The 551-nt window shown below is 66.1% G+C and carries 1 protein-coding gene and 1 pseudogene; both read left to right on the forward strand.

What is annotated here, in order from left to right:
* Positions 1-174 (forward strand): annotated as a pseudogene (locus tag EN852_RS42740) (GFA family protein); the annotation flags it as partial.
* 127 nt (positions 175-301) lie between these two features.
* The gene (locus tag EN852_RS34790) at positions 302-538 is read left to right on the forward strand and encodes a DUF982 domain-containing protein (RefSeq protein ID WP_135879590.1); all 237 of its coding nucleotides are present in this window, start codon (positions 302-304) and stop codon (positions 536-538) included.
* Positions 539-551: the final 13 nt, after the last annotated feature.

Raw genomic sequence — 551 nt, forward strand, 5'->3', positions numbered from 1 at the left:
CTCGACGTCGCGCCGACGGACCTTGAACCGCAATATGAATTGTGGACCGGCCGGCGCGAAACCTGGCTGCATGCCTTGCCCGACGCCGAGCAGTTCGAGCATGACCGGCCGCTGGCAGAGGGCGCGGATCTGCCAGCGCCGAGAGCCTTGTCGGACGCCGTCGCGAGCGATTGAGCGCAAGCTTGAAAATTGATCGTCCGGACCTGGAACCCTGCCCTGTCGGCCACGTTATCCGGCGCTTCCTCTGTGCATGTCGGCTCGCCCCCGGTTTTGACCGCCATGCGATTCATGGAGACGACCGTTGAACGACAAGATGTTTCCCCGACCGATCCGCCTGAAATTCGCGCCCGAACGGGAGCGCTTGGGGCGCAGCGCCTGGGAAGGTCTGGAATGCCTTGGTGACTGGCCGGCCGGCCGGGGCCGGCGGTACCGGGCGGCACTGCGCAGCTGCCGCGATGCCCTGGATGGCTGGACGCCGCCGGAAAAGGCGATGCGGGCGATGATCGACGCCGCGCGTGAAGCGCGCATCCTCCAATAGCGGGAAAACCAAT

Origin of the sequence: Mesorhizobium sp. M2E.F.Ca.ET.209.01.1.1 (genome assembly GCF_004010375.2) — a bacterium.
Taxonomy (GTDB): Bacteria; Pseudomonadota; Alphaproteobacteria; order Rhizobiales; family Rhizobiaceae; genus Mesorhizobium.